Origin of the sequence: Actinomyces israelii (genome assembly GCF_030253495.1) — a bacterium.
Classification (GTDB): domain Bacteria; phylum Actinomycetota; class Actinomycetes; order Actinomycetales; family Actinomycetaceae; genus Actinomyces; species Actinomyces israelii.
The window spans coordinates 2,135,786-2,161,244 of sequence record NZ_CP124548.1 but is presented as its reverse complement, the minus strand read 5'-3'; the positions used below and the strand labels follow the sequence as shown (position 1 = coordinate 2,161,244).

The 25,459-nt window shown below is 70.6% G+C and carries 19 protein-coding genes; 12 read left to right on the top strand and 7 right to left on the bottom strand.

Annotated features, from left to right (window positions below):
- Nucleotides 1-94 precede the first annotated feature (94 nt).
- Nucleotides 95-844: an ABC transporter ATP-binding protein gene (locus tag AIF0345_RS08890; RefSeq protein ID WP_043562091.1), complete on the top strand. Its 750-nt coding sequence runs from the start codon at nt 95-97 to the stop codon at nt 842-844.
- Entirely contained in the window at nt 841-3,183 is a 2,343-nt protein-coding gene (locus AIF0345_RS08885; RefSeq protein ID WP_285295934.1) for an ABC transporter permease family protein, read from the top strand. Before AIF0345_RS08890 ends, AIF0345_RS08885 begins: the two co-directional genes overlap by 4 nt.
- Before the next feature lie 528 nt (nt 3,184-3,711).
- On the opposite strand, the gene AIF0345_RS08880 is transcribed toward AIF0345_RS08885, so the two are convergent.
- Nucleotides 3,712-3,936, bottom strand: coding sequence for a hypothetical protein (locus AIF0345_RS08880; protein WP_268916283.1), 225 nt, complete (start codon nt 3,934-3,936; stop codon nt 3,712-3,714).
- Nucleotides 3,937-4,088: 152 nt separating this feature from the next.
- On the opposite strand from AIF0345_RS08880, the gene AIF0345_RS08875 reads away from it, so the two are divergent.
- From AIF0345_RS08875 to AIF0345_RS08850, 6 genes are all read left to right on the top strand, one after another.
- Nucleotides 4,089-4,448, top strand: coding sequence for a hypothetical protein (locus AIF0345_RS08875; RefSeq protein WP_268916377.1), 360 nt, complete (start codon nt 4,089-4,091; stop codon nt 4,446-4,448).
- A 230-nt stretch (nt 4,449-4,678) separates the two neighbouring features.
- Nucleotides 4,679-6,775, top strand: coding sequence for an excinuclease ABC subunit UvrB (gene uvrB / locus AIF0345_RS08870; protein WP_268916282.1), 2,097 nt, complete (start codon nt 4,679-4,681; stop codon nt 6,773-6,775).
- 22 nt (nt 6,776-6,797) lie between these two features.
- Nucleotides 6,798-7,178: a PNPOx family protein gene (locus AIF0345_RS08865; RefSeq protein ID WP_285295933.1), complete on the top strand. Its 381-nt coding sequence runs from the start codon at nt 6,798-6,800 to the stop codon at nt 7,176-7,178.
- Between the two features lie 289 nt (nt 7,179-7,467).
- The gene (locus AIF0345_RS08860; protein ID WP_285295932.1) at nt 7,468-8,496 is read left to right on the top strand and encodes a TerC family protein; all 1,029 of its coding nucleotides are present in this window, start codon (nt 7,468-7,470) and stop codon (nt 8,494-8,496) included.
- 31 nt (nt 8,497-8,527) lie between these two features.
- The gene (locus tag AIF0345_RS08855) at nt 8,528-9,517 is read left to right on the top strand and encodes a TerC/Alx family metal homeostasis membrane protein (protein WP_285295931.1); all 990 of its coding nucleotides are present in this window, start codon (nt 8,528-8,530) and stop codon (nt 9,515-9,517) included.
- Nucleotides 9,518-9,561: 44 nt separating this feature from the next.
- Nucleotides 9,562-12,063, top strand: coding sequence for an HAD-IC family P-type ATPase (locus AIF0345_RS08850; protein WP_285295930.1), 2,502 nt, complete (start codon nt 9,562-9,564; stop codon nt 12,061-12,063).
- A 49-nt stretch (nt 12,064-12,112) separates the two neighbouring features.
- Here the strand turns inward: AIF0345_RS08850 and AIF0345_RS08845 are convergent, their stop codons facing one another.
- Nucleotides 12,113-12,397 carry a YciI family protein gene (locus AIF0345_RS08845; RefSeq protein WP_043562103.1) on the bottom strand — a complete coding sequence of 95 codons (285 nt, stop codon included), beginning with the start codon at nt 12,395-12,397 and terminating at the stop codon, nt 12,113-12,115.
- Nucleotides 12,398-12,567: 170 nt separating this feature from the next.
- On the opposite strand from AIF0345_RS08845, the gene uvrA reads away from it, so the two are divergent.
- Complete coding sequence (gene uvrA / locus AIF0345_RS08840; protein WP_285295929.1) at nt 12,568-15,414, top strand: excinuclease ABC subunit UvrA; 2,847 nt, start codon at nt 12,568-12,570, stop codon at nt 15,412-15,414.
- Between the two features lie 39 nt (nt 15,415-15,453).
- On the opposite strand, the gene pdxR is transcribed toward uvrA, so the two are convergent.
- Nucleotides 15,454-16,767: a MocR-like pyridoxine biosynthesis transcription factor PdxR gene (gene pdxR, locus AIF0345_RS08835; RefSeq protein WP_285295928.1), complete on the bottom strand. Its 1,314-nt coding sequence runs from the start codon at nt 16,765-16,767 to the stop codon at nt 15,454-15,456.
- A gap of 112 nt (nt 16,768-16,879) precedes the next feature.
- Here pdxR and pdxS point away from each other — a divergent pair, with 112 nt between their 5' ends.
- Both pdxS and pdxT read left to right on the top strand, forming a co-directional pair.
- On the top strand, nt 16,880-17,800 hold the full coding sequence (pdxS, locus tag AIF0345_RS08830) for a pyridoxal 5'-phosphate synthase lyase subunit PdxS (RefSeq protein WP_285295927.1): 921 nt from the start codon (nt 16,880-16,882) through the stop codon (nt 17,798-17,800).
- Nucleotides 17,797-18,339: a pyridoxal 5'-phosphate synthase glutaminase subunit PdxT gene (gene pdxT, locus AIF0345_RS08825; RefSeq protein WP_285295926.1), complete on the top strand. Its 543-nt coding sequence runs from the start codon at nt 17,797-17,799 to the stop codon at nt 18,337-18,339. Before pdxS ends, pdxT begins: the two co-directional genes overlap by 4 nt.
- Nucleotides 18,340-18,364: 25 nt before the next feature.
- Here the strand turns inward: pdxT and AIF0345_RS08820 are convergent, their stop codons facing one another.
- Nucleotides 18,365-21,085, bottom strand: coding sequence for a DUF2339 domain-containing protein (locus AIF0345_RS08820; protein ID WP_285295925.1), 2,721 nt, complete (start codon nt 21,083-21,085; stop codon nt 18,365-18,367).
- 172 nt (nt 21,086-21,257) lie between these two features.
- Here AIF0345_RS08820 and AIF0345_RS08815 point away from each other — a divergent pair, with 172 nt between their 5' ends.
- The gene (locus AIF0345_RS08815) at nt 21,258-22,634 is read left to right on the top strand and encodes a UTP--glucose-1-phosphate uridylyltransferase (protein ID WP_285295924.1); all 1,377 of its coding nucleotides are present in this window, start codon (nt 21,258-21,260) and stop codon (nt 22,632-22,634) included.
- Nucleotides 22,635-22,750: 116 nt separating this feature from the next.
- Here AIF0345_RS08815 and AIF0345_RS08810 read toward each other — a convergent pair whose 3' ends face one another.
- The 3 genes from AIF0345_RS08810 to AIF0345_RS08800 form a co-directional block, all read right to left on the bottom strand.
- On the bottom strand, nt 22,751-23,410 hold the full coding sequence (locus AIF0345_RS08810; protein ID WP_285295923.1) for a LiaF transmembrane domain-containing protein: 660 nt from the start codon (nt 23,408-23,410) through the stop codon (nt 22,751-22,753).
- A 140-nt stretch (nt 23,411-23,550) separates the two neighbouring features.
- Nucleotides 23,551-24,669: an alpha/beta fold hydrolase gene (locus AIF0345_RS08805; RefSeq protein ID WP_285295922.1), complete on the bottom strand. Its 1,119-nt coding sequence runs from the start codon at nt 24,667-24,669 to the stop codon at nt 23,551-23,553.
- Nucleotides 24,666-25,196, bottom strand: coding sequence for a helix-turn-helix transcriptional regulator (locus AIF0345_RS08800; RefSeq protein ID WP_285295921.1), 531 nt, complete (start codon nt 25,194-25,196; stop codon nt 24,666-24,668). Before AIF0345_RS08800 ends, AIF0345_RS08805 begins: the two co-directional genes overlap by 4 nt.
- Nucleotides 25,197-25,459: the final 263 nt, after the last annotated feature.

The following is a 25,459-nucleotide window of genomic DNA, read 5'->3' as shown; positions in this document are numbered from 1 at the left end:
GCACCGGTGCCGGCACGATTCGTGACGCCGAACTCGACCCGACCCGCCGCCTCCGTGAGACGGCCGATACACCCACTGGAACAGGGAGGTACTCATGACCGCGACGATCAGGGCCACGGGACTGGTCAAGCGCTACGGCCGGGAAGGGGCGACCGTCCTCGACGGCATCGACCTGCGGGTCGACGCCGGCGAGTTCGTCACCATCATGGGCAGCTCCGGCGCGGGGAAGTCCACGCTGCTGTACTGCCTGAGCGGCGTCGACAGACCCACGGAGGGCTGCATCGAGCTGGGCGGGTCACGGATCGACCGTCTCAGGGAGAAGGAGCTGACGACGATCCGGCGCCGGGTCGGATTCGTCTTCCAGCAGATCAACCTCCTGCCGCACCTGTCCCTGCTGGAGAACGTGGCGCTGCCCGGGCTGAACGGCCGAGGAGCCGCCGGACGACGGCGCGCCGTCCAACAGGCGGAGGAGCTGCTGACCGCCGTCGGCCTGGCCGAGGCCATGCAGCGGGGCCCGCAGCAGGCCTCGGGCGGCGAGCAGCAGCGGGCCGCCATCGCCCGCGCCCTTCTGACCGATCCGGTCGTGCTCTTCGCGGACGAGCCGACCGGCGCCCTCCACTCCGCCGCAGGAACAACGATTCTTGACCTGCTTGAGCAGACCAACGCGTCGGGGCAGACCACGGTCATGGTGACGCATGACCCCCGGGCCGCGGCCCGCGGCAACCGCGTCATCTACCTGCGTGACGGGCGCGTCGTCGCCGAGCTGGACTCCGGGTCCCGCGACGTGCCCCTCGCGGAGCGCGAGATCCGGGTGCGCGACTGGCTCGAGGAGATGGGCTGGTGAGGCGGCCTCCGACCGCGCTCGGGCTCCTCCTCAGGCGGGACCTGGGGCGGGACCGCGTGTTCTCCACGGTGATCGTGCTCGTCTCCCTCTTGGTGACGGCCCTGCTGTCGACCACGGTCGGCGGGATGCTCACCTCCAGCCGGTCGCAGGGGCGGCTCTACGACGAGGCGCAGTCACCCGACGTCGTCATCCGCTTCACCGGGGAGCCGGCCATCGACGACGAGCTGGAGCGGACCGCCCGAATGGAGGGTGTGAGCGGGGTCGACCGCACGGTCAGCATCACCGTGACGGCGAGGGTCGCGGGGGAGGAGGCGTCCTTCAACCTGACGCGCGCCGCCGACCTGGAGCCGGGCATCGACATCGACGGCCAAAGCCTGGCGCCGCGGGGGAACGTCATCCTGCCCGTGGCGACCGCACAGGCCCTGGGCCTGCACGAGGGCGACGCCCTCACCGTCGACACCGGGGTCGGCCAGCACGAGCTGACCCTGGCGGGCACGTTCGACGACCCGGTCTTCGGCTCACCGATGATGGGCTACAAGCGCGCCGTCGTCAGCGAAGAGACCTACGACGCGGTCCTCGACACGGTGCGGGCGTCGCAGGGCGACGGAGCCCTCGTGACGCTCGTCGCCCTGCGGGCCGACAGCGCCGTGACGACCCCGGCAGGGCTCCTCGCCGACCTCGACTGGGTCTCCGACGCCGACTTCGCCTACGACCGCTCCTTCCTCATGCGCAGCTTCGCCATCATTCCCGGCATCGTCAGCGCCGTCCTGCTCATGACGACTGTCGTCCTGGGGATCGTGCTCGTGCTCGTGCTCCGGCACATCAGTGGCGTGCTCATCCGCCGCGAGTGGCGCAGCTCCGGGGTCCTCAAGGTGCTCGGGCTCAGCTCGGCCCAGATCAGGCTGAGGCTCGGGGCGAGGCTGGCGGTCCTTAGCGGCGCCGGGTGCCTCGTGGGCGCCGTCGCCTCGATCTGGACGATCCCGGCGCTGGGGGGCCTCTACCTGTCCGCCAACGGCCTGTCCTCCGTGCCCGCGGTGGTCCGATGGCCCGGGGTCGTCGCCGCCGTGGGCGTCATGGCGCTCGTGTGCGCGACTGCGCTTGCGGCGACCCGGGTTCTGTCTTCTCTCAGCCCGCGCGCCGCCCTGGCGAATCAGACCGGGTCGGGGCCCGCGAGGCGGGCCGGACCCTCACTCGCGCGCCTGACTCGCCTGCCCACGGGCTGGGCGCTAGTGTTCAAGGACCTGGTCCGCTCCCCCGGCAGGTACGTGAGCCTGTTCGTCACGGCGCTGGCCTTCTCCTTCCTCATGGGAACCCTCCTGCCGCTCGGGGCCTCTTTCGCCACCCGGGACCGGACGATCCAGACCCTCGGCCTGGACTCGTACGACGTGACGGCGCTGGTCCTGACCCGGACCGAGGACCCGGGAGCCGTCTTCGATGCCGCGCTGGACCGGGCCGTGGAGGAGACCGGCCTGCCCGAGCCCGTCTACGTCGCCGCCCACCGCTCGGTCAACGTCAGGGTCGAGGGACGGACCGTGGTCGGCACTGTCTCGACCGGCTTCCCGGACTCGCTCAGGGTCACCAGGGGCCGGTTGCCGGCCTCCGCGGACGAGGTGCTCCTCGCCCGGGGCCTGGCCCGGTCCATCGGCGTCGGAGTCGGTGACCGGGTGGCGCTCGGCGGCGACGACGCCACGACCTACGAGGTCAGTGGCGTGTACGACACCGTCAACCAGGCGGGCATGACGGTGTGGCTCACCGAGGAAGCGTTTCAGCGCCTGGAGCCCAGCGCGCCCAGCCCTTACTACTACGTGACCTTCGACCACGAGCTCGACAGCGACCAGCTGAGCGACCTCCTGGAGCGGCTCAATGCCAGCACTGGCATCTCCGCATCGGGGGGCCGTGCGCAGGTGGCGTCCACCGTCTCGACGGTTCAGCTCGCGCTGCGGGGAGTCATCGCCCTGGTCTCGGCCCTCGGCGCGCTCCTCGCGGGCGTGGTGGCGACCTTCCTTGCGCTGTCGGCCGCGGCCGTCGACAGACGGACCTACGCCATCATGACCGTGCTCGGTTACGCGCGCGGCCAGCTGCGCCGCCAGCTCGCGCTGAGTTTCGCGGTGACGGCTGCTGCTGCGGCGGCGCTGGGGGCCCTCACCTCGAATGTCCTGGCGGAACCGCTGCTCACGGTGCTGCTCGGTCGAGTCGGGCTGAGCACGGTCGACCTGGGCGGCGACGCGGTGGAGATGACGATCGTGTGCCTGGGCTTCGGGATCCTCTGCGGCGCCGTCGCATGGTTCGCAGCGAAGACACTGCCGCGTGCGGCGTCATCCGAGCTGGTGTCCGAGTAGGTCGCCGCGTCACGGCCGCTGGTTCGGATCGCCGGAGTGCCTCATGTCAAGGTGCCCGCGAAAACTCATCGGTGCCTCACCTGGGACTGCCCGCGAAGCTGTGAGGGTCTAACTCGGATGCCCTTGTGGACGTCGGGCAGGACGCTTGGGAACCGGGCGAGGCGGGTGCTGGTCGGTCTTGTCCTTGGCCAGCGCGATGAGCACGTCCTGGAGCCCGTGCAGCGCGGCGGGTGATGGCAGCCGGGTTCAGCTGGTTGCGGTAGGCGATCAGCTCCTGCTTCTGCTTGCCGGTCAGGACGTCGGTGTCCAGCAGGCGGTCCAGCGGGATGCGGGGAGCGTCGTACAGGCGTTTGCGTTTGCCAGCCTTGTCGGTGCCCCACCCGTTGGGCTTCTTGGTGGGGGTCTAGGGGAGCTGACCTGCACGTGGCCAGGGCCCACAGCCGGCTCCGCCACCTCCCGCTCGGCGTCGGTGTCATAGCGGTGTCATAGCGGTGGTAGAAGGCGTAGTGACGCACCAAGTGGTTGTTCTTAGACTCCATAGTGGCCTGGTCGTTCTTCGTAGGAGTACTTGCGCATCCTGGCCCGGGGCATGGGCTTTCCTACACCGGGAGGGCGCTTGGCCACCGTCCTCAGGAGCCGCCTGGCGCCCTCCCGGCTCCAACCGGTCACCGCGCGCACCTTGTCCAGCATCCGCCCCTTGTCCTTCTTCGACGCCCTGGCATACGCCCTCGCGTACTTCCTGGTGATCTCCACCCTGGCTCGATTGACAATCCACTCCCCATGCTCACCACGATCCGCGACTTTCGCGGGCAGTTCCAGATGAGGCACCGAACCTCTTTCGCGGGCATACAAGATGAGTCTCGTCGATCGCTTGACTGGGCGCTGAGCGCCCGTAGGAAGGGTGCATGAGCGAGCGCAGCCGCTGGATCGCGCCCATCGCCCTCGGGGGTGCCGGGGTCGCCTATGTGAACAGCTGCCTGCGTCCGCGCGGCGATAATGCGGAGCCTCTCCCCGAGGATGACCTCCTGCCCGACGCCGAGATTGTCGAGACGCACGAGACGGTGCTGCAGGCACCCGTGGCTGACGTATGGCCCTGGCTGGTCCAAATGGGCGCCGGGCGCGGCGGTTTCTACTCCTTCGATGTACTGAGCCTTTCTCATCAGGGGGTGGTGTTGTTCAGGTTGAGAATGACGAGGGCGGTGGCAACGATTTTGGTGATGGTTGATGGGGCGAGGGTGTCTCTCCTGAGGGCTTGCGGCCCTTGATGGGGGGCTTGATGCCGATGCCGGCACCCGCGTAGCCCTTGTCGGCCAGGGCGGGTATCCCGCCGTTCCAGCGCCGACGCAGTCCGCCCGGTCAGGGGCGGCGAGCCGTTGTCATCACCTTCTGGAGGCCGCGGATCGCAGGGCCGGATCGGGTGCGACGAGACCCCGCGACCCCTGGAGGCCGATAGGGGACGGCGGATGACGCCGCCGCGGCCGCGTAGCCTGGGCCCATGCGTCCCGTCACCGAGCTCCAGCGCGCCGCCAAGCCCTTCGAGGTCGTCAGCCCCTACTCGCCCAGCGGCGACCAGCCCGCCGCCATCGCCGAGCTCGCCGAGCGGCTGGGCGCCGGCGAGAAGGACATCGTCCTGCTCGGCGCCACCGGTACCGGCAAGTCGGCCACCACCGCCTGGCTGGTCGAGCAGGTCCAGCGCCCCACCCTCATCATGGAGCCCAACAAGACCCTGGCCGCCCAGATGGCCGCCGAGTTCCGCGAGCTGCTGCCGAACAACGCGGTGGAGTACTTCGTGTCCTACTACGACTACTACCAGCCCGAGGCCTACGTCCCCCAGACCGACACCTTCATCGAGAAGGACTCCTCCATCAACGACGAGGTCGAGCGGCTGCGCCACAGCGCCACCAACTCCCTGCTGACCCGCCGCGACGTCGTCGTCGTCTCCTCCGTGTCCTGCATCTACGGCCTGGGCACGCCCCAGGAGTACGTGGACCGCATGACGCCCCTGGCCGTGGGCGAGCAGATCGACCGCGACGAGCTCCTGCGCCGCTTCGTGACCATGCAGTACACGCGCAACGACGTCGACTTCACCCGCGGCACCTTCCGGGTGCGCGGGGACACCGTCGAGATCATCCCCATGTACGAGGAGCTCGCCATCCGCATCGAGTTCTTCGGCGACGAGATCGAGTCCCTGGCCACCCTCCACCCGGTCACCGGGGACGTCATCGCCTCCACCGACCAGGTCTTCGTCTTTCCCGCCTCCCACTACGTCGCCGGGCCCGAGCGCCTGCAGCGCGCGATCGAGGGCATCGAGGCCGAGCTGGCCGACCGCCTGGCCGTCCTGGAGCGCGACGGCAGGCTCCTGGAGGCCCAGCGTCTGCGCATGCGCACCACCTACGACCTGGAGATGCTCGGCCAGATCGGCACCTGCTCGGGCGTGGAGAACTACTCCATGCACATCGACGGCCGCTCCCCGGGCACCCCGCCCAACACGCTGCTGGACTACTTCCCGGAGGACTTCCTCCTGGTCATCGACGAGTCCCACGTCACCGTCCCCCAGATCGGGGCCATGCACGAGGGCGACGCCTCCCGCAAGCGCACGCTGGTCGACCACGGCTTCCGCCTGCCCAGCGCCCTGGACAACAGGCCGCTCACCTTCGCCGAGTTCGAGGACCGCATCGGGCAGACCGTCTACCTGTCCGCCACCCCCGGCGACTACGAGACGCAGCGCGGCGACGGCGTCGTCGAGCAGATCATCCGCCCCACCGGCCTGGTGGACCCCAAGATCGTCGTCAAGCCCACGCAGGGGCAGATCGACGACCTGCTGGAGGAGGTGCGCACCCGGGTGGAGCGGGACGAGCGCGTGCTGGTCACCACCCTGACCAAGCGCATGGCCGAGGACCTGGCCACCTACCTGGCGGACCGCGGCGTGCGCGTGGAGTACCTCCACTCCGACGTCGACACCCTGCGCCGCGTCGAGCTGCTGCGCGAGCTGCGACTCGGCAAGTTCGACGTGCTGGTCGGCATCAACCTGCTGCGCGAGGGTCTGGACCTGCCGGAGGTCTCCCTGGTGTCCATCCTCGACGCCGACAAGGAGGGCTTCCTGCGCTCGACGCGCTCGCTCATCCAGACCGTCGGGCGCGCCGCACGCAACGTCTCCGGCGAGGTGCACATGTACGCCGACCAGGTCACCCCCGCCATGGCCGAGGCCATCGAGGAGACCGAGCGGCGCCGCGCCAAGCAGCTGGCCTACAACGACGCCCACGGGATCGACCCGCAGCCCCTGCGCAAGAAGATCGCGGACGTGACCGACATGCTCGCCCGCGAGGACGTGGACACCGCCGAGCTGCTGGCCGGCGGCTACCGGGGGCACGAGGAACGGGCCGTCGTCGGGCGCCGCAAGAGGGCCGCCGAGGCCACGGTGCGCGAGAGGCTCGCCGGAGCGGCGCAGAGCGACCTGACGGGGCTCATCAACGAGCTCACTCAGCAGATGCACGCCGCGGCCGAGGACCTCCAGTTCGAGCTGGCCGCCCGTCTGCGTGACGAGATCCGCGACCTGAAGAAGGAGCTGCGCGACATGCGGGCGGCGAGCTGAGGCGGTGAGACGGGGCGAGCGCATGAGCGACGGCACCTTTCGGACCCTGCCCCTCGACAAGTGGCGGTGGCGTCCCTCGCCGGTGGCGGGGCAGATCGTCTACGCGACCACCACCGGCCGGGACGGGGCGACCGACCTGGCCCCCAAGAGCTGGGTGTCCATGGCCGCCTTCGCCGGACCGGTCATCGGCCTCGGGTGCCGACGGCGCCATCGCACCTGCCGGAACGCCACGGCGACGGGCCGCTTGACGCTCAGCTTCGGGAGGATCGAGTGGATCGCGGTCCGCAGGGAGGTCTGCGACCTGCCCGCGTCCGAGGCCTACGCCCGTCCGGCCCCCGCCTTCCTCCTCGAGGCGGGCCTCACCGCCGGTCTGGGGCCGGTGCGGCGCTGCGCCGACGGGTGACGCCACCGTGGTCGCACAGCTCGATGGCGCGCCCCGACGTAGCCGATGACACAGCGCTGGGGACCCGCGGTGAGGCCCGAGACAGGTCTGGGAGGCTAGACTCGCATCACGCACCTGCATACGGAGGGGAGTACTCCCACCAACGGCGACGTCGTCATCACGGCGGACCGGTCCTCGTCCGGACGAGGCGCCGGCCCCCGGCGTCGCAGGCCAGCGCGACGGCCCCGGCGGCCCGAGCCCATGGCGGGAGGAGACCTCCGGTACTCGAGCTGTACCGGAGGTACTATTAGTGGACGTCCACGCCCTCGGGTGGCTGGCCCTGGCCGCCATTATCCTGACCATGATCGCGGTCGACATCGTCGGCCACGTCAGGACCCCTCACGAGCCCACCGTGAGGGAGGCCGCCTGGTGGTCGGCCGGATACATCGCTGTCGCCGTCGTCTTCGGCGCGATCGTCGCGGCCGTGTGGGGGGCCGACTACGGCGAGGAGTACTTCGCGGGGTACATCACCGAGAAGTCCCTGAGCATCGACAACCTCTTCGTCTTCGTCATTATGATCTCCAGCTTCCGGGTGCCCCGGAGGTACCAGCAGGAGGTCCTGCTCGCCGGCATCGTCATCGCCCTGGTGCTGCGCCTGGTCTTCATCCTGGCGGGCGCCGCCCTCATCGAGAGCTTCTCCTGGGTGTTCTACCTCTTCGGCGCCTGGCTGCTGTGGACCGCCGTCGCCCAGGCGCGGGAGGGCATTGAGAAGCCCGAGGAGCCCGACGCCGATGGCTACCGGCTCTCGGGACTCGTCAAGCTGGTCTCCCGGATCGTCCCCATGACCGACGGCTTCGTGGGGGGAAGGCTCCTCCACCGCCATGCCGGGCGCACCATGATCACGCCCCTGCTCCTGTGCATTATCGCCATCGGCACCGCCGACGTCGTGTTCGCCGTCGACTCCATCCCGGCGATCTACTCGCTGACCGCCGAGCCCTACCTCGTCTTCGCAGCCAACGCCTTCTCCCTGCTCGGGCTGCGCCAGCTCTACTTCCTCATCGACGGCCTGCTGGACCGCCTCGTCTACCTGCACTACGGCCTGGCCGCGATCCTGGGCTTCATCGGCCTCAAGCTCGTCAACCACGCCCTGCACACCAACGAGGTGCCCTTCATCAACGGCGGGCAGCCGTGGGATGCCGTCACCGAGCCGTCCATCGGGGTGTCGCTGGGCTATATCGTCGTCGTCGTCATCATTACCGTCGCCGCCTCCGTCCTGGCCTCCAGACGCGCGCGAGACGCATCGAGGCCGGCCCGGGTCCCCGAGTCCACCGACGCCTGAGCGCGTGGCGATCTGCGAGGAGCATCAGCGCATGAGCGTCAGCCCCATGGCCTGGTTCGCCCTGGCCGTCATTGTCACCGGCCTGCTGATGGTCGACTTCATCGGTCATGCCCGCAAGCCCCACCCGCCGTCGATGCGCGAGGCGACCGGATGGACCATCGGCTACATCTGCCTGGCCGTCGTCTACGGGCTGGCCGTGTGGGGCAGCGACGGCAGGACCTACGCGGGGCAGTTCTACGCCGGCTGGCTCACCGAGTGGTCACTGAGCGTGGACAACCTCTTCGTCTTCATCCTCATCCTGTCCGCCTTCCGCGTACCGCGCGACTTCCAGCAGAAGGCGCTGCTGCTGGGCATCGCCACCGCCCTGGTGCTGCGCCTGGTCTTCATCCTGGCGGGCGCCGCCCTCATCCGGCACTTCAGCTGGGTCTTCTACCTCTTCGGCGCCTTCCTCGTCTACACGGCCGTCAAGCAGCTCCTCGACGCCCGCAAGGACGACGACACCGAGGAGGACGCCACCGCGTACGTGGACAACTCGGTGACCCGCTTCGTGCGGCGCCTGCTGCCCACCACCGACGGCTTCGTCGGGAACAAGCTCATCCACCGCCACGCCGGGCGCACCATGATCACGCCCCTGCTCATCGTGGTGATCGCCCTGGGCACCGCCGACCTCATGTTCGCCTTCGACTCCATCCCGGCCATCTTCGGCCTGACCTCCGAGCCCTTCCTCGTCTTCAGCGCCACCGCCTTCTCCCTGCTCGGCCTGCGCCAGCTCTTCTTCCTCATCGACGGGCTCCTGTCCCACCTGGTGTACCTGCCCTACGGACTGACCGTCATCCTGGGCTTCATCGGCCTCAAGCTCGTCAACCACGCCCTGCACGAGAACACGCTGCCCTTCATCAACGGCGGCGAGCCCGTCACGGCCCTCCCGGAGCCGTCCACCGAGGTCTCGCTGGGGCTGATCGTCATCACCCTGGCCCTCGTGGCCGTGACCAGTCTCATCCACGCGCGGAGGCGGGCGTGAGCGCCCGGCTGGGATCCGGCGGCCGGGCCGGGCATGCTGACCCGATGAGCCAGACGAGCACGTCGCACCCCGTCTCCGAGGACCGCCGGGGCCTGTCGGCCGCCGAGGTCGCCGAGCGCGTGCGGGAGGGGCGCACCAACGCCTACCGGGTGCGCACGTCCCGCTCCGTGACCGCGATCCTGCGCGCCAACGTCTTCACCATGTTCAACGCCATCCTGGCCACCGCGCTCGTCGTGGTGCTCGCAGTGGGGCACTGGGCCGACGCCCTGTTCGGCATCGTCCTGATCCTCAACACCGCCACGGGCACCGTCGCCGAGGTGCGCGCCAAGCGCGCGCTCGACCGCCTCGCCTTCCTGGAGGCCCCGACCGCCTGCGCCGTGCGCGACGGGCGCGAGGTCGAGCTCGACGTGGCCGACGTCGTCCTGGACGACGTGCTGCGTCTGCGCAGCGGGGAGCAGGTGCCGGCCGATGCCGCCGTCCTGACGGCGGACGGCCTGGAGGTCGACGAGTCCATCCTCACCGGCGAGTCCGACCCCGTCCGGCCCCGTGCCGGGGACCGGGTGCTGTCCGGGACCACCGTGACCGCCGGCACCGCCCTGGTGCGGGCGACCGCCGTGGGCGCCGACGCCTACGCCAACCGGCTGGCGCGCGAGGCCCGCCGCTACTCGGTGGTGACCTCCGAGCTCCAGGTGGGCACCAACCGGGTCCTGCGGTGGATCTCCTGGGTGATCGTGCCCGTGGCGCTGCTGCTGCTCTGGTCGCAGATGCGCGGCACGGCCATCAGCGCCGCCGGCGCGCCCACGGGCCAGTGGCGAACCGCCCTGGTGGCCGCCGTCGCCGGAGTGGTCGGCATGGTGCCCCAGGGGCTCGTCCTGCTCACCAGCGTCAACTTCGCCACCGCCTCCCTGACCCTGGCCCGCCGCCGGGTGCTCGTCCAGGAGCTGCCCGCCGTCGAGGTCCTCGCGCGCGTCGACACCCTCTGCCTGGACAAGACCGGTACGCTCACCACCGGCCGGATCGCCTTGACGGACGTGCTGGCCGACGACGGCGCGGGCGGGCTGGCCGACGCCACCGCCGTGCTTTGCGAGCCGCTGCTGGCCCTGACCGCCGTCGCCGACCCCAACGCCACCGCCAAGGCGGTGCTCGAGGGGCTCGCGCGGCGGAGCGCGGAGACGCCCGCCGACGGGGACACCCCGCCCGGCGCCGGGCAGGTCGCCTCCCGCGTCCAGGGCGCCATCGCCTTCTCCTCGCGGCGCAAGTGGTCAGCGGCCGTGCTGGACGGGCAGACCTGGCTCATGGGCGCCCCCGAGATCGTCCTGACCGGGGCCGACGGCGGGCCAGAGCTGCTCGCCCACGTCCAGGACCTGAGCACCGGCGGCGTGCGCGTTGTCGCCCTCGCCAGCGCGCAGCGGCCCTGCACCCGGGGCGACGACGGTGAGGCCCGGCTGCCCGAGACCAGGCGGGCGGCCGGGCTGGTGGTGCTCTCCGAGCAGATCCGCCCCGACGCCGCACAGACCCTGGACTACTTCCGCACCCAGGGCGTCGACGTCAAGATCATCAGCGGCGACAACCCCACGACCGTGGCCGCGGTCGCCGCCAAGGCCGGGGTCGCCGCCCCCGACGGCGGCGCGCCGGCGGCCCTCGACGCCCGAGAGCTTCCCGCCGAGGCCGCCGGCCCGGCGGCGCTGGATGAGCTCGCCGAGGCGGCCGAGGGGGCGCAGGTGCTCGGCCGCGTGGTCCCGGAGCAGAAGCGCGCCCTCGTCCAGGCGCTGCAAAGCCGCGGGCGCACCGTGGCCATGACCGGCGACGGCGTCAACGACTCCCTCGCCCTGAAGGACGCCGACCTGGGCATTGCCATGGGCAACGGCGCCCCCGCCACCAAGGCAGTCGCCCGCATGGTCCTGCTGTCCGGCGAGTTCTCCGTGCTTCCCGGCGTCGTCGCCGAGGGCCGCCGGGTCATGGCCAACACCGAGCGGATCGCCTCGCTGTTCCTGGCCAAGACGGTCTACGCCTCGCTCATCGCCGTCGTCGTGGCCATCACGGCGATCGGCTACCCGTTCCTGCCCCGCCAGCTGACCATCGTGTCCTCCCTGACCATCGGCGTCCCCGCCTTCGTGCTGGCCCTGGCCCCCAACAGCCGGCGCTACCGGTCCGGCTTCCTGCGCCGGGTGCTCACCCTGGCCGTCCCGGCCGGCGTCATCGCCGGGGCCGCGACCCTTGCGGCGCGCCAGTGGCTCGCCGTCGAGCGAGCCGGGCAGGACCAGGTCACCACCGGCGCCACACTGGTCCTGGTCGTCTCGGGCCTGTCGCTTCTCACCCTGACCGCCAGGCCCCTGCTGGGCTGGCGGCTCGGCCTGGTCGTCCTCATGGCGGGAGCGGCGGTGCTGGGGGTGCTCGTGCCGGCGGTGAGGGAGTTCTTCGTCCTGGCGTGGCCGACCCCGGCCACCTGGCTGGTCATCGCGGTAGTCGGAGGGGCTGCGGTGGTCGGGATCGAGACGGTCCACCTCGTGCGCCGCCGCCTGGCGGGCTCCCGGGCTCGCGACTGACGGCGCTGTGTCCGGCGCGCTCTTGAGCGCGAGCAGCCCTGGCGCCCGCTCAGGCCAGGAGGCCGATGACGGGGTTCCACTCGCGGGGGACCCGCTCGGCGATGAAGCCGGCCCTGTTGAACGGGTCGTCGTCGAGCAGCTCCAGCGCCCCCGCCCCGTCCTCGGCGCGCACCACGATGAGCGCGTCGTGCGTGCCCACGTAAGGGCCCGCGGCGAGCAGCAGGCCCCTGTCGGCCAGGGAGCCGTTGAAGGCGCGGTGGGAGGGGCGGACCTCGGCCATCTCCTCGTCGCGGTCGGTGACGTAGCGGTACTCGACGGCGTAGATCTTGCTCATGGCCCCAGCCTACGCACAGCGCGGGCCGAGGGCGGGCAGACCGCCGGCTGGAGCGTTCCGGCAGGGCCGCCGGGCGGGCCCGCGAGGAGGGCCCGGGACGACCCGCATGAGACCGATGAGACGTGTCGAACGCGTGTACGAAGCCTCTCGGCCCCCTAGACTCGATTCCCGTGAACGACTCCCTCATCATCCGTGGCGCCCGCGAGCACAATCTCAAGGGGGTCAGTCTCGACCTTCCGCGCAACCAGATGATCGTCTTCACCGGCCTGTCCGGATCCGGGAAGTCCTCGCTGGCCTTCGACACGATCTTCGCCGAGGGCCAGCGCCGCTACGTCGAGTCCCTGTCCTCCTACGCCCGCCAGTTCCTCGGCCAGATGGACAAGCCCGACGTCGACTTCATCGAGGGCCTGTCGCCCGCGGTCTCCATCGACCAGAAGTCCACCTCCCGCAACCCCCGCTCGACGGTGGGCACCGTCACCGAGGTCTACGACTACCTGCGTCTGCTCTACGCCCGCGCCGGCGTCCAGCACTGCCCCGTGTGCGACGCCGTCGTCGCCTCCCAGACGCCCCAGCAGATCGTCGACCAGGTCCGCTCCATGGACGAGGGCACCCGCTTCCAGGTCCTGGCCCCGGTGGTGCGCGGACGCAAGGGGGAGTACTCCGAGCTGCTCGCCGAGCTGCAGGGGCGCGGCTTCTCCCGCGTGCGCGTCGACGGCGAGACCCACCGGCTGGGCGAGGTGCCCGAGCTCAGCAAGAGGCTCAAGCACGACATCGAGGTCGTCGTCGACCGGCTCGTCGTGCGCGAGGGCATGCGCCAGCGCCTGACCGACTCCATCGAGACCGCCCTGGGCCTGGCCGACGGGCTGGTACTCATCGACCTGGTCGATCTCGAGGCGGACGACCCGGCGCGGCTGCGCCGCTTCTCAGAGAAGCGCGCCTGCCCCAACGAGCACCCCCTCCAGCTCGACGAGATGGAGCCTCGCACCTTCTCCTTCAACGCCCCCTACGGCGCCTGCCCGGTGTGCACGGGCATCGGCTCCCGGCTGGAGGTCGACCCCGAGCTCGTCGTCCCCGACGAGGAGCTCACCCTGGCCGAGGGCGCCATCGCCCCGTGGGCCGGCCACCAGAAGTACTTCACCCGCCAGCTCAAGGCCCTGGGCGAGGAGTTGTCCTTCGACGTCAACACCCCTTGGCGGGCCCTGCCCCGGCGCGCCAGGGACGCCATCCTGCGCGGCAAGGACTATGAGGTCCAGGTCAGGTACCGCAACCGGTGGGGGCGCGAGCGCATCTACTCCACCGGCTTCGAGGGCGTGCTCGACTACGTCATGCGCAAGCACGACGAGACTGAGTCCGAGTGGTCCAAGGAGCGCTACCAGGGGTACATGCGCGAGGTGCCCTGCCCGGCCTGCCACGGCTCCCGTCTCAAGCCCGAGGTGCTGGCGGTGCGAGTGGGGGGCCGCTCGATCGCCCAGCTGTGCGACCTGCCCGTCGGGGAGGCGCGCGACGCCCTGCGGGACCTGGAGCTGACCGGGCAGGCGGCGAGGATCGCCGGCAGCGTCCTGGCGGAGATCAACGCCCGCCTCGGCTTCCTGGTGGACGTCGGCCTGGACTACCTGAGCCTGTCGCGCGGCGCCGCCACGCTGTCGGGCGGCGAGGCCCAGCGCATCCGCCTGGCCACCCAGATCGGCTCCGGCCTGGTCGGCGTCCTCTACGTCCTGGACGAGCCGAGCATCGGGCTGCACCAGCGCGACAACGCCCGCCTCATCGAGACCCTGGAGCGCCTGCGCGACCTGGGCAACACTCTCATCGTCGTCGAGCACGACGAGGACACCATCCGCTCCGCCGACTGGGTGGTGGACATCGGCCCCGGCGCGGGGGAGAGGGGCGGCGAGATCGTCTACTCCGGGGCCGTGGGCGGCCTGTCCGACGCGCCCGGCTCGGTCACCGGCGACTACCTGGCCGGGCGCCGCGCCATCCAGGTCCCCGCCACCCGCCGCAAGCCGGTCAGGGGCCGCGAGCTGACCGTCGTCGGAGCCCACGAGAACAACCTCAAGGACATTACCGCCACCATCCCGCTGGGGGTGTTCACCGCCGTCACCGGGGTCTCCGGCTCGGGCAAGTCCTCCCTGATCAACTCCATCCTCTACCAGGTGCTCGCCAACCGGCTCAACGGCGCCCGCGGCGTGCCCGGACGCCACAAGACGGTGCGCGGCCTGGACAACCTCGACAAGGTCGTCCACGTCGACCAGTCGCCCATCGGCCGCACGCCGCGCTCCAACCCCGCGACCTACACGGGCGTGTGGGACCACATCCGCAAGATCTTCGCCGCGGTCCCCGAGTCCAAGGTCCGCGGCTACACTCCCGGCCGCTTCTCCTTCAACGTCAAGGGCGGGCGCTGCGAGGCCTGCAAGGGCGACGGCACCCTGAAGATCGAGATGAACTTCCTGCCCGACGTCTACGTCCCCTGCGAGGTCTGCCACGGGGCCCGCTACAACCGGGAGACCCTGGAGGTGCGCTACAAGGACAGGACCGTGGCCGACGTGCTGGACATGACCATCCGCCAGGCCGCCGACTTCTTCGCCGCCACCCCGATCATCGCCCGCCACCTCAACACCCTGGTGGAGGTCGGCCTGGGCTATGTGCGCCTCGGCCAGGCCGCCACCACCCTGTCGGGCGGGGAGGCGCAGCGCGTCAAGCTCGCCACCGAGCTCCAGCGCCGCTCCACCGGGAGGACCATCTACGTGCTGGACGAGCCGACGACCGGCCTGCACTTCGAGGACATCCGCAAGCTGCTGTCGGTGCTCCAGGGGCTGGTCGCCAAGGGCAACTCGGTGGTCGTCATCGAGCACAACCTCGACGTCATCGCCAACGCCGACTGGGTCATCGACATGGGGCCGGAGGGCGGCAGGGGCGGCGGCACCATTGTCGCCACGGGCACACCGGAGAAGATCGCCCGGACCGAGGCCTCCTACACCGGCCGCTTCCTGGCCCCCGTGCTGGGGCGCGCCCGCGGGTGAGGGCCGGGGCGCCGGCTCTCACTCGCGGGCCCGGCGTCCTCAGCCGCCGTCGGCGCTGTCAATGGTGCGCCGCAGCACGGCGAGCCGCTCCCGCAGGCGCTCCAGCGACCCGGTCCCCAGCCCCAGGACGACGCCTGAGGCCCGCGGACGCCGGGCCGACCAGTAGCCGGCCATGCCCTCGACCGCGAGGCCCCGCCTGCGGCACCGGGCGACGATGCGGTCCTCGTCGGCGCCGGCGGGCAGCGGGATGACGGCGTGCAGCCCGCCCTCCATGGGGACGCCCTCGGGGAAGAGGCCGACGAAGGCAGCCCGCCTGGCCCGGTACTCCCTGCGCATGCGCGCGGTGTGGCGCCGCAGCCCGCCGGCCTCCATGTAGCGGGCCACGGCGTCCTGCACCAGCCCGGAGACCGGAAGGCACAGGTCGGCCACCCGCTCGCGCAGACTCGGCGGCACAATGAGGTAGCCCAGGGCCAGCGCCGGGGTGAGGGTCTTGGAGAAGGAGCCGAGCATGGCGACCCGCCCCTCGGAGTCCAGGGCGAGCAGGGGCGGGTGGGTCGAGCGCAGCTCGGAGTCGTAGTCGTCCTCGACGACGAGGGCTCCGGTGCGGGAGGCCGCCTCCAGCAGGGCGAAACGGCGCGAGGCGGGCATCTGGGTCCCGGTGGGGAACTGGTGGTTGGGTGTGACCAGGAGAATATCGGCCGGGGTGCCTGTGGGACGGGCGCTCATGCCCGCGGCGTCGGCGCCCACCGGCTGAAGCCTCCACCCCATGGCGCGGGGCACCTGCCGCAGGGAGTGGTACCCGGGATCCTCCACGGCGAGGCGGCCGGGGCGGCCGTGGGCGGCCAGGACCAGCCGCAGGCCGTCGCGGGCGCCGGAGGTGACGACGACGTCGCGCGGATCGACGCGTATGGACCGGGTCAGGCGCACGTGCTCGGCGATGAGGGCGCGCAGGCGTTCCGAGCCCAGGGGCGGGTACGCGGTAGGGTGGGCGGCCGCCGCCCGCCAGGCGCTGCGCCACAGGGCCGTCGTCAGCGGGCCCGTGGCCGGGGCGCCCGGCCGCAGGTCGCCTCGGAGGGGGGTGCTGCGCACACCGGGGCCCGGGTCCGCGGTCGGCGCGGCGGGCACCCGCAGCGAGGGGTCCACCCGGGTGCCGCCGGGGCCCGCCACAAGGAAGCCCTCGCCCGCCAGCTGCTCGTAGGCGCTGACGACGCTGCCCCGCGAGATCCCCAGCTGGCGCGCCAGGACGCGCGTGGAGGGCAGCGGGTCCCCCGGCGCGAGACGGGAGTCGGTGATGCGGCCGCGGATGTCCTCGACGATCTGGACGGGGACGGGGCGGCCGCGTTCAATCTGCACGGCTGTTGCCTCCCTCGGGCGGGCCGTGCGGACGCCTGCCCGCGAGTGGTCCAAAGGAACGGCCCGGAACTGGACTTCAGGGTAGTCCACCTCTCGGGGCAGCATCGCGGCCATGAACGACAACGCCGAGAGCACCGGCCCCGCACCGACCCCGTCAACCGGAACCCCGCTCGTCAAGCGCGGGTTGGCGGACATGCTCAAGGGCGGCGTCATTATGGACGTCGTCACGCCCGAGCAGGCCCGCATCGCCGAGGACGCCGGGGCCGTCGCGGTCATGGCCCTCGAGCGCGTGCCGGCCGACATCCGCGCGCAGGGCGGCGTGGCCCGCATGAGCGACCCCGACCTCATCGCCGGCATTATCGAGGCGGTCTCCATCCCCGTCATGGCCAAGGCCCGCATCGGGCACTTCGTCGAGGCCCAGGTCCTCCAGGAGCTCAGGGTCGACTTCATCGACGAGTCCGAGGTCCTCTCGCCGGCCGACTACGTCCACCACATCGACAAGCACCGCTTCACCGTCCCCTTCGTGTGCGGGGCCACCAGCCTCGGCGAGGCCCTGCGACGCGTGAGCGAGGGCGCGGCCATGATCCGCTCCAAGGGAGAGGCCGGCACCGGCGACGTCTCCGAGGCCACCCGCCACATCCGCACCATCACCAAGGAGATCGCGGCGCTGCGGGGGCTGGGCGCGGACGAGCTCTACGTCGCCGCCAAGGAGCTCGGCGCCCCCTACGAGCTGGTGCGCGAGGTCGCCGAGGCCGGGGCGCTGCCCGTCGTGCTGTTCACGGCCGGCGGCGTGGCCACGCCCGCCGACGCCGCCATGATGATGCAGCTCGGCGCCGACGGCGTCTTCGTGGGCTCGGGGATCTTCAAGTCCGGGGATCCGGCCCGCCGGGCGGCCGCGATCGTGCGCGCGACCGCCTGGCACGACGACCCCGCCGCCGTTCTGGAGGCCTCGCGCGGCCTGGGCGAGGCCATGGTCGGCATTAATGTGGCGGACCTGCCCGCGCCCCACCGCCTGGCGGAGCGCGGCTGGTGAGGGTCGGGATCCTCGCGCTCCAGGGAGGCGTCGTCGAGCACGCCCGCCTCGTGGAGGCCCTGGGCCACGACGTTGTGCTCGTGCGGCGCCCCGAGAGCCTGCGCGGCCTGGACGCCCTCATCTTGCCCGGCGGGGAGTCGACCACCCTGCTGCGGCTGGTGGACCTGGTCGGGCTGCGCGAACCCCTGACCGAGGCGGCCTCGCGCCTGCCGACCCTGGGCACCTGCGCGGGACTCATCGTCCTGGCGGCCCTGGGAGTGCTCGACGTCGACGTCGAGCGCAACGCCTTCGGACCCCAGGTCGACTCCGCCAGCGCCGACCTGGAGTGGAAGGGCGCCCCGCTGACGGCGGCCTTCATCCGCGCCCCGGCCGTCACGCGCGTGGGTGCGGGGGTGAGCGTGTGCTCGACCTACGCCGACCCCGCCCGCCCGGGCCGGCCCCCGCGCGTCGTCGGGGTGGAGGCCGGCTCCGTCATGGCCGTCTCCTACCACCCCGAGCTGACGGGGGACGCGACCCTGCACCGGCTCCTGCTCGCCTGAGCGCGTCCGGGCGGGGCGCCGGCCCCTACCGCGGCGGCTGGAACCGGCTGTCATCGGCACGGCCGGCACCACCGGCGGGTCCGGTGGGCCCGCCGGCGTGCCCGTACTCGGCCGCGGCCGGCCGGCCCGTCTGGGGTGCGATGCCGTAGGACCCCGGTGACACGGAAGGGGGCGCGGCAGGACCCCCGGCAGGAGGCGCGGGCCGCGCAGGCGGCGCGCTCCCGTTCCCGTCGGCGGCAATGCGGTTGTAGGCCAGTGACAGGCCGAAACAGACGAGGCCGGCGGCTCCCAGGGCGATAATGCGGGTGACGGAGCTCTGGTCGCCGATGTCCATGACCGCCAGCTTGAGCACCGAGACGAGCACCAGCACGAGGCCGTAGTGGCGCAGCATCGTGGCCCGCAGCCGGAAGCCGGCGGCGATGCACGCCGCGCCGGTCGCCAGCAGCACGACCGTCAGGATGATGCCCGACATGCGCTCGCCCGCGAGAACCCGGATGGACCACCACACCAGGACTGACATGAGCCCCGCCGTGGCCAGCGCCTCGGCGGGGCGGCGCAGCCACGGCCACAGCAACCAGGCCGCCGTCGTCCCGGCGCCCAGGGCGACGGCGACCAGCAGCAACTGCCATATGAGAGCACTGACCGTTATTGCGCAGAGGAGCTGGACCAGTCCCATGACGGCCAGAGCGAGGTAGCCGCCCCACAGGGGCGCCGGGGGCGTGGGAGCCGTCGGCGTCGTCCCGTCGACGCCTGCGCGCTGACCGGCCAGGGCGGCGGTCAGCAGCGCGGTGGGAGTGGGCGCGGACCAGACCAGGCCCAGGCGCACCAGGGCAATGGCGATCACGCCCGCGGCGAGCGCGCTGACCGCCGTCGTCGTCTCTGAGGAGGGCATGGCCTGGAAGAGGAGCACGGGGAGAAGGACAACCAGGTCGGCCGCCAGGAGCCACGACGCGGAGGCCAGGTTGTCGCGCCGCGCGTTCATGCTTCCGGTACCGGCCTCATGCGGCGGTCCGCTGTCGGGGAGCGCCCGGGGCGCCCGGCCGAGCACCTGCTCGAGCACAGCCGTTCCTGCCGGGACGAGAACGAGCCCGGCCAGGGCGCAGACGCGGCTGACGGTGTCGGTCTGCAGCGCGCCCGCCAGCACCGCGGCGCCGGAGGCCGCCATGACGGGAACGGCGGTGGGCTGGCCCTGGCGCGCGTAGAGCGCCAGGGCCGCCGCGAGCATGATGACGACGACGGGGAAGAAACGGATCTGCGTGAAGCATGAGGCGAGCCCCACGACGACGGCGATGGCCAGGTGCACCGACGTCACCTGCGTGCGCCACGCCTGCGGGGTCCTCACTGTCAGGAGAAGGACACTGGCGACGGCCACCAGCAGGGGCACGCCCAGGGCTCCGGCGTCGAGCAGGACGCGGTGCTCGGCGCCGCCCGGGGCGGAGAGCCCCGAGCCCCCGTGGAGGAGGCTCTGAAGGCCCACGAGCCGGAGCTGCGCGCTCACCGCGACCAGTCCCACCAGGGCCCAGTCGATGCCCGCGACCCACTGCCATCCCGCGCGGTGGATCCGAGGACCGGCATCGAGGACCTGTGCGCCCAGGAGTGCGGCGGGGAACAGCATGAGCAGGGCGCACAGGGGCTCGTTCTCCGCGGCCAGCGTGCGGGCCGGAGTGAGCAGGAGCGCGGCGATGGCGGCGGGGACCGCGGTGGCGGGGAACCAGGGGGCCAGCCGCATGGACGTCGAGGAGCGCGCCAGGTAGGCGGTGATGGCGGCGAGGGCGAGGACGTCCAGGCACACGAGCGGCCAGATGAGCGAGGCCGTGTCCGGGTGGGCGCCCGCGTGCCACGCCGCGAAGCCGATGGTCACCAGCGTGCCCAGGCCCGAGACGACCGCCGTGAAGATCTGGCTCGTCGCCCTGGCGGTGATCAGGAGGACGATGCTCCAGAGGGTCATGAGCCCGAAGGCCGCGAAGACCGGCAGGCCCGTCTCCAGCAGGACGGCGCCGATGACCGCGACGAAACCGAGCGCCCCGCCGGTGCCGGTCAGGGTCGCGGCGGCGACCTGCAGGCGTTTGCTGCGTCGTGCCACAGCGGTGCCCGAGACGACCAGGCTGGCCGCGACCGCCATGAGGAAGCCGACCTTGATCGTGTCGGGGATGGAGCTCCAGACCAGCGCGATGAGGCTGACGGCCGCCAGCACCACCAGGATCGCGGCGGCGCCGGACAGCAGGTAGCGGCCGATATTGCCCTCCGAACGCGCGCGGTCCCAGCCGGTGGAGGGGGCGATCGGGGACGGCGGCCGCTGGGCCCCGGCGGGCGGGGGCCCGTACACACCGAACACCGACGTTGCCGCGGCAGCGGTGGGCTGAGGCCGGGGCGCGTGGGCCGGATGCTGCGCGGCCGGCGGCACGGCGGCGGGCCGGGGGACATCGGCAGGACGGGGGACGGCGGGGCCCTGCGCCGCGGGAGGCTCTGCGATCGCCGACGCCGGTTCGGGTGTCGCGGGCCCGTGGGGCTCCGCGGCGGTCTCCGGCGCGGGCTTCTTCGGCCGCTCCGGCTGCACGGGCGCGGTAGTCTCAGAGCGCGCACAGGGCCGGGCCGCGGGCTCGGGTGCCGCCGCAGAGCGCTCGGGGGCGGTCACGCGTTGCGCGATCCAGTCGATCTTGCGCTCCATGAGGTCGAGCCTGAGCAGGATCTCCCGGAGCTCGCCGCCGAACGGGGGCTGGACGCCGGGATAGTAGGGCGCTGACATGATTGCCTCCAGAATAAGAGGTGTGACTCATTGAGGGTAGAAGATGGGCTGCACCGGAGAAAAGGGAAGTGCAGCCCTGTGGATAACTCGTCTCCCGGGCGGCGTGAACCGAGGGGAGAGGCGCTGCGGCGGATGGTGCGCAGATGCGCAGGCGACCCGTTAGGCTCGCGCCATGAGCGAGAACGGACTCAACGCCGCCCAGCGCAAGATGCGCGACGCCGGCGTCGCGCAGCAGGCCATCGACGTCTTCAGCCACTACTACCGGGCCCTGGAGGACGGCGCCACCGGTCTGATCCCCGAGGAGACCATCGAGCCTCTGACGCATATCGACTCCATCGAGGACGTCGAGATCAGCGAGGCCGGTGCCCGCGAGGCGCTGTCGCGCACCGTGATGATCAAGCTCAACGGGGGCCTGGGCACGTCCATGGGCATGGACAGGGCCAAGTCGCTGCTGCCCGTGCGCGACGGCAAGTCCTTCCTCGACATCCTGGTCGACCAGGTGATGGCGGCGCGCCGGACCCACGGCGTCTCCCTGCCGCTGATCTTCATGGACTCCTTCCGCACCCGGGACGACACGCTCGCGGCCCTCGCCGAGCACCCCGGCGTCGCGGTCGACGGGATTCCCCTGGATTTCCTGCAGAACCGGGAGCCCAAGCTTCGTGCCGACGACCTCACCCCCGTGACGTGGGAGGCGGATCCCGACCTCGAGTGGTGCCCGCCCGGGCACGGCGACATCTACACCGCCCTGGTCGCCTCCGGCGTCCTCGATACGCTGCTGGAGCACGGTTACAGGTACGCCATGACCTCCAACTCTGACAACCTGGGTGCCGCGCCGAGCGCCCGCATCGCCGGCTGGTTCGCGGCCTCCGGCGCACCGTACGCCCCCGAGATGTGCCGGCGCACGCCCGCCGACGTCAAGGGCGGGCACCTGGCGGTGCGCAAGAGCGACGGCCGGATCATTCTGCGCGACACCGCCCAGACGCCGGCCGACGAGATGCACTTCTTCACCGACCAGTACCGCCACCCCTTCTTCCACACCAACAACCTCTGGTTCGACCTGCGGGTCCTGCGCGACACGCTCACCGAGCGCAAGGGCATCCTCGGTCTGCCGCTGATCAAGAACGCCAAGACGGTCGACCCGGCGGACTCCTCCTCGACGCCGGTCATCCAGCTCGAGACCGCGATGGGCGCCGCCGTCGAGGCCTTCGAGGGCGCCACCGCCGTGGAGGTGCCGCGCAGCCGCTTCCTGCCGGTCAAGACGACCAATGACCTGCTTCTGCTGCGCTCGGACGTCTACGAGGTCGATGAGAACGGCCTGCTCCGGATGGTTCCCGAGCGGGCCTGCACCGTGAGCCTCGATCCGCGCTACTACAAGAAGATCAAGGACTTCGACGCGCGCTTCCCGGCGGGGGCGCCGTCGCTGCGGGGCGCTGAGCGCTTCACGGTGGAGGGCGACTGGACCTTCGGGGCCGACGTCGTCGCCACCGGTGACGCTCATGTTGCCGAGGCCGGTTCGCCGGGGGACGTGGCCTCCGGCACCCGGCTCTGACCGCCGTCCAGACGCACCGGCCGGTGCACCGGGGCCCGGACCATGCCGGTCCGGGCCCCGGTCCGTGCGCGCTCGGGCACCTCCGCCCTGCCGGGCGGCCGGCGACGACGGCGAGGCTATTTCACGTCAACGCCGCCGAGCATGCACTGGCCACGCAGGTACAGCCTTTTTTCGGCGGCCACCGGACTCGTCTTATTGTCGACGCCGCCCAGGAGGCTGGTGATCTGGTTCTCCACCACGACATCGCTCGGCACGATGATGTTGACGCCGCCGAACAGGGCGAACACCTCGATCACCGCGCCGTCCTTGATCTGAGCCCGGCGCAGATCGAGTTCGGCACCGCCGAAGACCGCCGTGATGGCGCTGCCCGCGTAATCGCCGCTGACTCTCCGGTTGTCGCCGCTGAACACCGTGGTCACAGACTCGGCGGCACCGGATCGCCTCGGCCCGCCTCTCCTGAGCGACGGGAACAGCACCGCGATGCCGCCGGCGACCAGCAGGACCGGCCAGAAGACGTCCCACAGATCGACGTCGACCACGTGAAAGTTCCATAGCGCTATCGCAACACCGGCCACCAGCAGCAGCGCGCCCCATATCTTCCGCCGCCCGGCCATGGCCGTCACGCCCGCCACGACGAGCAGCAGCGCCCACAGACCGCCCCACAGCTCGGGCCAGTACTGGAATTGAATGACCTTGAGATTCTGCAGCAGGACAATAGTGCCTATGAGAATGATCGACAGTCCGAAAAATATGCGAAAAACTATGTTGTGCCTCACCGGCTCAGTCTAGCATGTGCGCCCGCTGCATTCCCATCCTGCTGACGGGCGGACCATCGCCGTGAGCCCCGCCCCGGAGCGCCCCGTCCTCGGCCGGGGAGGCGTGGTGATGCGGGTGGTGGTCGCCGCTCGTGCACAAGCTACGGCCAGACCCGCCATTTAAAATCAGTCAGAGCCTTTGTGAACGCCTCCGGCTGGTCCTGATGAATATCGTGCTGTGATTCAAAGCCGTCAATGAGCTCGGCTCCTCTGATGAGGCTCGTGGCTTTGGCCGCGTCTTCTTCGTCCATTGCCGCCAGTAGCACCCCGTTGCTGTCGTAGTAGCTCGGCGCGGTAGTTTTTGGGGCCGCTACATGCAGAATTGTGGTTGGCACTGTGATGCGCGCCAGGGTTTCGGACTGGTTGAAGTTCTTGAACCACGAGTAATTGTAGAAGGTTTCACCGAACCTCAAATCGTAGTCGCCGGTACCGTCTTGCATGTTTGCGGTCAAGTCGTAGATGCTGTTCACTCCGAGCGACCGGGGGTAGTACCAGATGCGGGGGAGCTCTCCGGGATGCTTCTGCATGTAGTGAAGCGCAGGATTCTTCACGATTCTGGCCCAGTTGTCGGTGCCGCCCTTGTTGAAGAGTGTCTGCATGTAATTGTGCTCCAGGTTGTATGCGGTGTAGCTGGGCTCGTCTGTCTGGTTCAGGAAATCGTGAACGATCTTGAATGTTTTTCCGGCAAAAGTGCTTTCGGCCCGTCCGGGTTCCGTCGAGAAGAAGGGCGCGTCTTCGATGACCGCGCCGCGGACCTGGTCGGGCGCGTTGGCCGCCAGCCATGCTGCGAGTAATCCGCCCGAGGAGTGCCCCGACACGACCGCTGGTTGGCCGATGACATTTTTTAAGAACCAGATGAGGTCCGCGCCGATAGCCTCCGCCGAGTATTTGTCTGGGTTTTTGCTGGAGCCGCCGTGCCCGTAGCAATCAACAGCGTACACGTGGTACTCCCTGACCAGCGCAGGCAGAACCGGCGCGTAGTCCTCCCATGAAACATTTTGTCCGTGCAGCAGTAAGAGCGGTGGTTTCTTTGCCCCGTCCGGCCCCTCGCCGAAATTAAGTACCGACCCGTCCGGCAGCACTGCCTGCTTCTCTGTGACCCTCGCCTTCTGAATCTGTTGCAGCGCCCGCCGGTCGTAGGTCATGTTACGATAGGCGTAGATTCCGGCCAGCGCCGCAATGACAATGAGGCTGATGCAGATTCGGCCTAGGACGGTCATGATTCGTCTCTTCTTCTGTGCGGCTGCATGAGGCCGCTTTGTGCGTCTGCGCCTTCCTGCGGGTAGAATTGATCCATCAGCCTTCGCGCTACGGCGAAGAACTGATCGGCTGGCGCCAGCGCGACACCGGCTGTCTGCGGGTTCTCGTCAACAAGTACGACCAGCTCTGTTCTGCTTGTCCATTGAAGAATCTCTCTCGCTCGATGTGGGATCTCCACCCGACCCTCGTCATCGAGCCGTACTACACCGAGGGCGTGCTTGCCCGCAGGCGGTATGGGCACTTCGGATTGAGCCCTGTCAAAATGTAGGAGATTGTCAATTGACACATCGTAGAGCTTCGCCAGAGCATCGCAATGGAAAATATCTGGCGTCGCGCTGCCGGCTTCCCACCGGGAAACTGCTTGACGAGACACGCCGACTCTCTCCGCCGCCGCTTCAAGAGACCAGCCACGGCTTCTTCGCAGAAAGATCAGATTCTCATTCAGCCGGAGGGTGCGAGCGGGCGGCTGCGCCTGAGTATTATTCATGATTGCAGTGTAGTGAGGCCTCGTGCCAGCGACAACCAACCGGTGGTGACATTTTTTGTTCGCTTTCGTTGACATGAGACGAGAGCATGATCCGCTCAATCGTCAACGATGGAGTCTTCATAGCACGGCGACCGGAGCGTCACGCAGAGCCTGCGGGCCGTCGATAGGTGGGACGGTGCTGTTGTGCGTACAGGTCCGGGGGCCGCCCGCCACGGGCGGCCCCTCATCTGGTGCCGCGCCCAGTCGGCCAAGGCCCGCAGTGG

Excerpts from the sequence above, each read along its gene's own strand:
- AIF0345_RS08890 (WP_043562091.1), top strand. The coding sequence starts at position 95 with ATGACCGCGACGATCAGGGCCACGGGACTGGTCAAGCGCTACGGCCGG.
- AIF0345_RS08875 (WP_268916377.1), top strand. The coding sequence starts at position 4,089 with ATGAGCGAGCGCAGCCGCTGGATCGCGCCCATCGCCCTCGGGGGTGCC.
- uvrB (WP_268916282.1), top strand. The coding sequence starts at position 4,679 with ATGCGTCCCGTCACCGAGCTCCAGCGCGCCGCCAAGCCCTTCGAGGTC.
- AIF0345_RS08865 (WP_285295933.1), top strand. The coding sequence starts at position 6,798 with ATGAGCGACGGCACCTTTCGGACCCTGCCCCTCGACAAGTGGCGGTGG.
- AIF0345_RS08855 (WP_285295931.1), top strand. The coding sequence starts at position 8,528 with ATGAGCGTCAGCCCCATGGCCTGGTTCGCCCTGGCCGTCATTGTCACC.
- AIF0345_RS08850 (WP_285295930.1), top strand. The coding sequence starts at position 9,562 with ATGAGCCAGACGAGCACGTCGCACCCCGTCTCCGAGGACCGCCGGGGC.
- AIF0345_RS08845 (WP_043562103.1), bottom strand. The coding sequence starts at position 12,397 with ATGAGCAAGATCTACGCCGTCGAGTACCGCTACGTCACCGACCGCGAC.
- pdxS (WP_285295927.1), top strand. The coding sequence starts at position 16,880 with ATGAACGACAACGCCGAGAGCACCGGCCCCGCACCGACCCCGTCAACC.
- AIF0345_RS08820 (WP_285295925.1), bottom strand. The coding sequence starts at position 21,085 with ATGTCAGCGCCCTACTATCCCGGCGTCCAGCCCCCGTTCGGCGGCGAG.
- AIF0345_RS08815 (WP_285295924.1), top strand. The coding sequence starts at position 21,258 with ATGAGCGAGAACGGACTCAACGCCGCCCAGCGCAAGATGCGCGACGCC.
- AIF0345_RS08805 (WP_285295922.1), bottom strand. The coding sequence starts at position 24,669 with ATGACCGTCCTAGGCCGAATCTGCATCAGCCTCATTGTCATTGCGGCG.
- AIF0345_RS08800 (WP_285295921.1), bottom strand. The coding sequence starts at position 25,196 with ATGAATAATACTCAGGCGCAGCCGCCCGCTCGCACCCTCCGGCTGAAT.